This window comes from Helicobacter sp. MIT 05-5294 (assembly GCF_000765675.1).
Taxonomy (GTDB): domain Bacteria; phylum Campylobacterota; class Campylobacteria; order Campylobacterales; family Helicobacteraceae; genus Helicobacter_D.
In genome coordinates this window covers 1-5,669 of the sequence record NZ_JRPA02000032.1, presented here as the reverse complement: position 1 = coordinate 5,669, position 5,669 = coordinate 1, and the positions used below count along the sequence as shown (strand labels likewise).

Annotated in this window: 6 protein-coding genes; 3 read left to right on the top strand and 3 right to left on the bottom strand. The window is 39.6% G+C overall.

All coding sequences use genetic code 11. The annotated features are described in order from the left end of the window. Positions 1-173: 173 nt before the first annotated feature. The 3 genes from LS69_RS09600 to LS69_RS09590 are packed head-to-tail and all read right to left on the bottom strand — an operon-like array spanning position 174 to position 3,543. Positions 174-1,373, bottom strand: a complete 1,200-nt coding sequence (locus LS69_RS09600; RefSeq protein WP_194145486.1) for a type II secretion system F family protein — start codon at positions 1,371-1,373, stop codon at positions 174-176. Further along, positions 1,373-2,803: a GspE/PulE family protein gene (locus tag LS69_RS09595; RefSeq protein ID WP_238699292.1), complete on the bottom strand. Its 1,431-nt coding sequence runs from the start codon at positions 2,801-2,803 to the stop codon at positions 1,373-1,375. The genes LS69_RS09600 and LS69_RS09595 overlap by 1 nt, the downstream gene beginning before the upstream one ends. Continuing rightward, positions 2,800-3,543, bottom strand: coding sequence for an SH3 domain-containing protein (locus tag LS69_RS09590; RefSeq protein ID WP_138124503.1), 744 nt, complete (start codon positions 3,541-3,543; stop codon positions 2,800-2,802). The genes LS69_RS09595 and LS69_RS09590 overlap by 4 nt, the downstream gene beginning before the upstream one ends. A gap of 275 nt (positions 3,544-3,818) precedes the next feature. Here LS69_RS09590 and LS69_RS09585 point away from each other — a divergent pair, with 275 nt between their 5' ends. The 3 genes from LS69_RS09585 to LS69_RS09575 are packed head-to-tail and all read left to right on the top strand — an operon-like array spanning position 3,819 to position 5,404. Beyond that, the gene (locus tag LS69_RS09585) at positions 3,819-4,061 is read left to right on the top strand and encodes a type II secretion system protein (RefSeq protein ID WP_138124500.1); all 243 of its coding nucleotides are present in this window, start codon (positions 3,819-3,821) and stop codon (positions 4,059-4,061) included. A gap of 9 nt (positions 4,062-4,070) precedes the next feature. Then, the gene (locus LS69_RS09580) at positions 4,071-4,985 is read left to right on the top strand and encodes a prepilin-type N-terminal cleavage/methylation domain-containing protein (RefSeq protein ID WP_138124497.1); all 915 of its coding nucleotides are present in this window, start codon (positions 4,071-4,073) and stop codon (positions 4,983-4,985) included. Continuing rightward, positions 4,982-5,404 (top strand): hypothetical protein, encoded by a 423-nt coding sequence (locus tag LS69_RS09575; RefSeq protein ID WP_138124494.1) that lies wholly within the window; start codon positions 4,982-4,984, stop codon positions 5,402-5,404. Before LS69_RS09580 ends, LS69_RS09575 begins: the two co-directional genes overlap by 4 nt. Positions 5,405-5,669: the final 265 nt, after the last annotated feature.

Here is a 5,669-nt window from a genome sequence, read left to right as displayed (position 1 = left end):
GTGTTCTCACCCACACTTGCAAATTTACAATAATGCGCTTAAGAGAATTTTACAATGGAATCCTTAATGACGAGATTTAAGATTATGGATTGCTTCGTTCGCTTTGTGCAATGACGCAAGGGTTGCCATTACGCATTGCATTACTTAGCCATCATTGCCACGAATCTAGAAATTTATAATCCTTGTAATTGCATAGGTAATTCCCACAAAGGCAAGAAAATCGCAAGGGCTAACCACAAAACCAAAGCACCCAAAATCAAAATCATTAATGGCTCAATCATCACCAACAAAGTTTCTCCGCGTGTGGCAAGTTCTTCTTGATGAAGCTCTAGCAACACCTCTAAAGATTCCAAAAATCCCGCGTCATTTTGCGCCCCACAGAGGAGTTGAACGCTTAGAGAGTCCAAGATTCCACTTGCGCTAAAAGCCTGTGCGATTGGGATTCCGCGCGAAATTTTATCAAAGATTCCTTCGGCTTGTTGTTTGATTGCCTGATTGCTTAGGTGTTGCGTCGCAATTTCTAGCGTCGTTTGCAAAGGCACTTTGCTTTGATAAAGCCAAAAGAAACTAAGCAAAAATTGGCAGAGTTGATAATAATACAACACCGCGCCAAAATAAGGAATCTTAAGGCAAAACCTATCTATGGCGATTCTAAATTTCAAAGAAGTCTTATAGGATTTGTAGCACAAAAACGCGATTCCACCAAGCGCAACAAGACCAAAAAGCCCAAAATCAAGCACAATCGTGCGCATAAAAAGCAAACTTCTACTAATCCAAGGTAAAGGCGCGTTGATTCCGATAAACAACAATTCAAACTGTGGCAAAACAAAAAGCGTAATGCCCAAAAATACGCATATCATCACGCAAATAACAAAGGCAGGATAAAGGAGAATCTTGGTTAGAAGTTTGCGATTCTTTTGCATATTTTTAAGCTCTATTAGAATAAACTCTATGGCAGAATCTAGCCTGTTAGCCTTTTGTCCGATTTCTAACATAGAACAAATAAAGTCCGAAAATCCCGCTTCTTTAAAGCTAAGCGAGAGAGATTTACCCGAATTAAGCGCAAAAAGTGCTTTGGCAAACTGCGCACTTAAAAGAGGATTTTTTGTGTGATTTTGGAGATTTTCTAGCAATAAATTCAAGGGCAAATGCGCCTTTAATCCGAGTTTTAACTCATAAAAAGCACTCAAAATTTCCTTTGTTTGGGGCGGATTAAATTGTGCGATTCTTTCTTTGAAGCTTGTTTTAGGCGTGATATTTAGCACGAAAAGATTTTGAGATTGGAGCGTTGCTTCTAGCTCACTGCGCGTTTTTGCGTGATAGGTTTTTGTTTGGATTCTGCCTTTTTGTTTGTATTGAACTAAGAATTGCATTATTTAACGACGCGATAAACTTCGCGCATATCTGTGATGTTGTTTGCGACAAGCTGCATGGCTTTTTGCTCCAAAGTAAAATGTGGCGTTTGTTGCTCTATCCTTTTCAAAAGCTCTTGTTTATCCAAACGATGATGGATAAAATCCTCCAAATCTGGGTTTGTTAGCACGATTTCGGCAATTGCGATTCTGCCCAAATAGCCCGTATGATTGCAAGATTCGCAACCAAGAGACTTGTTAGCATTAGTAGAAGTTTGGCAATCACAGAGTTTGCGAAGCAGACGCTGCGCAATGATTCCGCTTAAAGATTGCGCGATGAAATGCGGCTCTAATCCCATATCCCTTAGGCGCACAATCGTATCTAGCGCGTCATTGGTATGCAAGGTGGCAAACACCAAATGCCCGGTAAATGCCGCTTGAATCGCGATTTGCAAACTCTCCTTGTCGCGCACTTCGCCCAAGATAATCACATCGGGGTCTTGACGCAAGACATTGCGCAGGACATTTGCAAAGCTCACTTCAGAATTCATTGCAACTTGATTAATATGTGGCAAACGATATTCCACAGGGTCTTCAAGCGTGATGATTTTGAGATTCCGCTCTTTGAGGATATTAAGGATTCCATACATTGTCGTGCTTTTGCCACTGCCGGTGGGTCCTGTGATTAGCACAAGCCCATAGGGCAGATTAAAAAGCGTTTGAATCTGCGTTATTTCCGCGTCGCTAAACCCTAGAGATTCCAAAGGCAAAAGTGTTTTTTGCTTATCCAAAACCCTAAGCACGATAGATTCGCCCTCTAACAAAGGCAAAGTAGAAACGCGAAAATCAAAGAGTCGCCAACTCTCATCTGCATGGCGCAATTTTAACGCAAAGCGTCCATCTTGCGGTTTTTTGGAATCTGTTAGATTCAAATGCGCAAGAAGCTTGATACAAGCACTCAAAGGCGCAAAAAGCCACACTTCAAACGAAAACTTTTCTACCAAAACCCCATCAACGCGGAATCGCACACGCACACAATCAAAATCGCGTTCAAAATGCACATCACTCGCGTTTTTGGAAACTGCGATTTGCAAAAGGAATCGCACGAGATTTTGGATACTAGAATCCTTTTCTTTGGATTCTTGGTGAATTTCTTGTCGGATTTTTTGAAGCATTAACCGCAACGATTCTTCTTGACTTAGCCAAACAAGGGCTTTTTCAAACTCTTCTAAATCCATTGCGCCAAACTCCAAAACATAGCCACCAAACAAGCCTTGAAGCGTGTCTTTGTGCGGATTATCTTGGGGGTCTAGCAGCGCAACTTCTAAAATATTTGGGGCGGATTCTTTGATGATGATTGCGCCAAAATAACGCATTTGCTCCGCATTTAAAAGCGCGGCAGAACCTTTAAGAATGTCTTTAGAATCCCAATGTTTTTGTTGGCAAGTCAAATCTTTTGCCCTTGTCTCATAGATTTTAGCAAAAGGGCGAGATTTTTATCGTAGTTTTGTTGCAGGAAATTTTGCAAAATCAAAATAGCCTCTTGTGCGTTTCCCTCCAAATATAGACTTTTTGCGAAAATTTCCCAACTCTCTAGGTTTTTAGGATTGTTTAAATTCACGCGTAAGGCTAGATTTTTGGCTTGTGCATAGTTTTTGTTATCCATTTCTATTCTTGCTTGGATAATCTGCTCCAAAACCGAATCTTGTGCGGAATCTTGCGCTTGTTTTTGATAAAAAAGCGTGGATTCTGTGGGTTTTGCGGTGCTAGTGAGTTTAAATCCTAGCTGACCTTTAGAATCCTTTAGAATCTTTGGGGATTCCAAAGTAACAAGGCGCATAGAATCCTGTGCGGATTCGTCTTTTGTCGCTTTAGCTGGGGGCGGTTTGCGAGGCGTTAGGCTTAGGTATTTTGTCGCAACCCAACCTTGCTGAATTTGCAAAAAGTCATTTTGCGTGTTGGAATACTCGCAAATGGGGGTGTTTTGTTGGAGTTTTTCGGTGATTTTTGCTTCCAAATTGGGCGCATTGCGAATATTTAATGCGCTAGATTGCACATAAAGACAAGGCTTGGTCTGCACTTTTTGGGCTTTTTTGGAATCCTTAAAAAATCCTATGAAGTCTCCCCCGAAATTTCCCACACAAAGAAATAAGATTCCACCAATCGTGCATAAAATGGCGGTTTTTAACATTTTGCTCCTTTAGCCTCATCTTGGATTGGAAAATTCTAGCGAAAAGTAGCCCAAAGATTGGCGTTGCAATCAGAATTTATAAGATTTTCACGAGAATTTGTTAACAATGTGTAAAAAAGTGCTAGTTTGGGATTCCATAAATCACAAATTAATTCCCTACAATGGAATCTAAACTTAGCAAAATATAGCAAAATTTGCAGTTTTACTTGACTTTTGTTAAGAATTGCAGTAGCTTAGCGTCAAATGAATTTTGGATGAATTTTTAGGAAGCCACGATGAATCCGAGCAAAAAAGCGTTTGCTTTATTGGAAGTGTTGATTTTTATTTTGGTGTTAAGCATTTTGATGACGGCAATTCTTGGGAGTTTTGCGGTAATGGGGATAGAAAACCTACGAAACCCCCAAAAAATTGCAGTGGATAATGTTCCTCTTTGTAACAAAATTGCGCCGCGTTGTGTCTTCCAATCCTCTATTGTGGAATCTACACAATTTTATGAAATCCAAACCACCACGCCCTAAAGGATAAAAATGCAAAAAGGCTTTACGCTCATTGAAATGCTTTTGGGTTTAATTTTGTTTGGAATCTTAGGGGTTTTAGGCGGATTAACATTGCTCAAGATTTATCAAAATTATTCCTATGAGAATCGCAACTTTATCCAAGAACTTCAAGCCCAAAATGCCCTGCTACAAATCAAAAATCTACTAGAAAATTCTCATTTGGCAAGTTTAATGATAGTCGGAGGAGAAGAAATTAGCACGAGTTTATCAAGCATAAAAGGCAAAAGTCTAGTGTTTTATGAAAAAGAGCAAGAATACGCGCTTGTTGGCAATTATGCTTTGCCTTGTTTGCATGGAATCTTCGCACCGCAAAGCATTGCGTTTGCAAATGCTTCTAGTGGCTTGTTGGAATTGGAATTTTTAAATTTAGATTCCAACTCCCAAGCAATCCTCAACCAACAATGTTTGCTTTATCAGACACAAAATATACCACAAAACGCGCTTTTTACCCCTGCGCATTTCATCGCGCCCAAAGACTTTTATCATTCCAAATTTCAAGGCAGAATCGTAAGCCTCAATGCACACAAAATCCTCTTAGAGGTTCCGCCATTTTTGAAGGATTTTATGCAAACACAAACAAATCCCTCCTCACAAAATGCGCAAGATTCTTCCAAAAACGCTTCACAAAGCCAACCCGCACTCCTCATCGCACCCAAAATTTATTTTTTAAATCAAGCTTCTTCTTTGCATTTTGGGGATTCTATCGTGTTAGAATCCCAAAAGCAATTCCCAAAGATTCCGCAAAATTCGCAAGAAATTCTTCAAAATATCGCGGATTTTAAGATTGCCAAAACACCTTTAGGAATCGCACTTGAACTTTGTATCCTCAACGCAGAATCCGCCTTGCATTGCGTTAGCACTTTAGTCGTGGAGTTGGAGCGATGAGAAGCGTTCAAAACCGCCATTGTAGGGCAATGGTTTTGTTGCCTTTGGTTTTGCTTGTTTTTCTCGGGGTGATTGTCTTAATGTTGGGGCTTAGAAACGAATCTTTTAGGGAAGATTTAAAAACAATCAATCCACAGATTTTATGGCTAGATTTGCATTTGTTAAGTTTCAAAGAACAGCTAAAATCAGAACTCCAATCTGCAAACTTAAAAGCCGATTCTTTCACAACTTTCTCTTTGGTGATTGCGGAGGATTTTCATTACACGGCAGTAGTTAAAAAAATGGAGGAAGATTTGGAGCAAAAGGGCGTGGTGGAATCCTTTTATTTTGTAGATATTTTTGGAATCTACCGCGATTCTCACAAAGAATTTTTGCAAGAATTTTCCACACGACGCGCGTTTATTTTAAGGCTACAATAAATTTCGCAATGCAGTTTGGGCATTTGCCCAAGATTCTTTGTTGTTTGATAATTCTTTGTGGCTTGATAATTCGCGGCTTTTATAGTAATATTTACAAATAAATTTTTTGAATAAGAGGGGTGTATGGAGATTCAATGTTTGCTCTAATTGGTTATTTTTTATTGGCGATTGTGATTTCTTTTGTTTGTTCGGTGTTAGAAGCAGCTTTGCTTTCTGTTACGCCTCCATTTATGGAAAGCTATGCGAAATCTCACCCTAAAAGTGG